The sequence below is a fragment of the Variovorax sp. 20P10.2.4 genome (assembly GCF_058244205.1).
On record NZ_JBZAYE010000833.1, the window covers coordinates 1 to 2,710 of the forward strand.

The window sequence follows — 2,710 nt, forward strand, 5'->3', positions numbered from 1 at the left end:
GCCAGCCGGCCGGCGTGCCGCCGAGCGCGTAGGTCCAGGTGCCCGTGGCCACCGTGTTGGACGGGAACGCGGTCGAGGCGCAGGCGCCCAGGTTCGCGCCCGGGTGCGGCAGCGTGCCCTCGGCGGTCACGGTGAAGTCGGCGTCGGCCGGGCCGCCCGTGGCGTTCCAGGCGCCGAGCGCGCAGTGGATGGTGCCGGTGCCGGCATTGGTCCAGGCGTAGACGGTGAGCGTGTCGGCGCCGGCCGCGGCGGCAACGGTCGCGGCCGGCGCCGCGCCGTTCCAGTCCACGCCGGTGTTGGTGGCGGCGGCCAGGGCCGGCGTGGGAACGGCGGGGATCTCCAGCGCCGAGCTCCATCGCAGCGTGTCGACGGCGGTGTTGGCCGCGCCCACGCGCAGCAGGATGAGCTTGGGCACCGTCACGCTGAGGTTGACCTTGGCCTGGGCCGTGATGGTGCCGGTGCCCGCGCCGTACTGGCTCTCGGCAATGGCCTCGCCACCGGTGGCGAGGCAGAAGGCCGCCACGGAAAGGGCGAGCATGCGGTGGGGGAGGGCGCTGGGGTTCATGAGAGGGCCTCGATGGATGAAGAAAGAAGAGCAGCAGCGGGCAGGAGAAGACCGCAGGGGCGCGCTGCTCATTCGCCCACCTTGGTCAGGGGAATCTCGGCAACGGCCCGGCCGCGCAGCGGAACGCCGAGCGCCACGCCGCCGTCGCCGGCCGTGCCCCAGGGCAGCGGCACGCTGTCGAGCGTCAGGCTCAGCCGATGGCGGCCGGTGGTCACGAGCGGAAATTCGAAGCGGCCGTCGCGGTCGGTGGTGGTGCGGTAGCGGCCGTCGAGCTGGACCTCCACGTGGGCGGCCCCGTCTTCGTCGGGCTGCCGCGCGCCGTCGCGGTTGGTGTCGAAGAACACGTGCCCGGCCACGCTGCCTGCACCGGCGCCTGCATCGCCGTCGCGCACGCCGGCGGTCTGGAAGGGCGTGCCCGCGCTGCCCTCCCAGCGCAGGTAGACGTAGGCGCTGCGGTCGTTGCTGCGGTAGAGCTGCGGGCCCAGGCTCGTGGTGGGCGCCACGGCGGCGCGCGCCTGGTTGAAGTAGGCCGCGAAGCCGATGCGCCAGCCCCGGGCGAGCGCCTTCTCGGCCGTGAGCGAGCCCGACAGCCCGCGGCTGGTGTGCAGGCCGCCGCTTTGCGAGGTGTAGCGCAGGTTGCCGCCGAGGTGGAAGCCGCTGTCGAGCCAGCACAGGAACTGCACGCCGGCCGTGGGGTAGTTGCGTGGCACGCCGCCGCTGCGGTCGCGCGCGTAGCCGAGCGTGGTGGTGAATTCGGGGCGCAGCGTCTCGCGGCCCGCGCCGATCCAGTCCTGTTCCCACTGCCATTCGTGGCCGGTGGCGGCCTGGTCGCCGAGCACGATCAGCTCGTTGCGCCGCACGGTCAGGCTGAAGCGGCTGCGCAAGCCGCCGAAGAAGCGTGCCTGGTGGAAGACGCTGGCGTAGAGGCTGCGCGAGTCGCTGCCGGCGGCGGTGTCCGCGCTGCTGTCGTAGCGCGTGCGCTGCAGGCTCAGGCTGCCGCCGACCGAGGCATGGCGGTCGAACTGGTACAGGACGCTGCCGTTCGCGCCGCTGCGGCTGGAACCCGCGAACCCGAAGGCGGCGTCGCCCTGCGTGCGCTCGTGCTCGAGTCCGCCGCCCCAGTGCAGGCGGCTGCCGCCGCGGTCCACGCGCCAGTAGGCGCCGCGCGTGCCGTCGGCCACGAGATGGTCGCCGAAGAAGAGATTCGGCCTGGCCGTGTAAGCGCCGAACTCGTGGCGGTAGGGCCCCAGGCGTGCGCTGGCCTCGACGAACAGCCCGCGCGAATCGCCGACGGCGACGCCCGGCGTCGGCGAGCGCGTGCGGCTGCCGATCAGCGTGGCGCGGACCTTGAAGTCGCCGTCGCGCTCCACCTCGCGGCCCCAGCCCAGCGCGCCGGCCCAGCTCTCGACATGGCGCGATCCGACGCCTTGGCCCGTGAACGGGTCGAGGGTCCAGGCCGGAAGGTCGCGCGCCCGGTTCAGTTGCGCGGCGACGAAGCCGCTCCCGCCCACGCGCTGCGTCAGGCCGAGCCAGCCGAGCGTGCCCTGGCTCTGCTCGAATCCCGGATACGGCCCGCCCCGCAGGCTGCCGCGCATGCCGAAGCCCGCGCGCCAGTCGCTGCCGGCGTCGAACACGCGCAACGAGGCGCCGCGCACCGTGCTGCTGCCGAGCGAGAGCCGGTAATTGCGCGCCAGGCCCTCGGTCAGCTCGCTGTGGATGTCGCCCAGCGCGCTGTCGGCGAAGGTCCGGGGCGTCAGCGGAAAGGCGAGGTTGCGCAGCGTGAGGCGGCCGCTGCCCGCGTCCTCGGCGTAGCCCAGCACGCCGATGCCGCCCTGGGCCTGGCGGTCGCCGTTCCAGCGGCGGCCGTCGGCCTGCAGCAGGAACTCGCCGTGGTTGAGCGTCTCGCGGCGGTACTCGATGCGCTGGCCGAACTCCACCGCGCGCCGCCGCCCGGCGCCGGAACTCGTCGCAGCGCCGAAGCCGATGCGGCTTTCGGTCATCCAGGCGCGAAAGCCTTCGGGTTGCGCGGACGGCGCGGCGCTGTCGTCGGCGGACGCGGCGCCGGCCTCGTCGGCGCTCATGAACCGGTCTTGATAGGGCGCCGGCGCGGCGTCGACGAGGGCCTTCAGCCGCGCCTGCTGCGCC

The 2,710-nt window shown here is 74.2% G+C and carries 2 protein-coding genes; both read right to left on the minus strand.

What is annotated here, in order from left to right; genetic code table 11:
* A partial coding sequence (locus tag AC27VN_RS38260) for a hypothetical protein (RefSeq protein ID WP_490880034.1) occupies nucleotides 1-538 on the minus strand: 538 nt, incomplete at its 3' end.
* A 95-nt stretch (nucleotides 539-633) separates the two neighbouring features.
* On the minus strand, nucleotides 634-2,710 hold a 2,077-nt coding region (locus AC27VN_RS38265), incomplete at its 5' end, for an SdrD B-like domain-containing protein (RefSeq protein WP_490880035.1).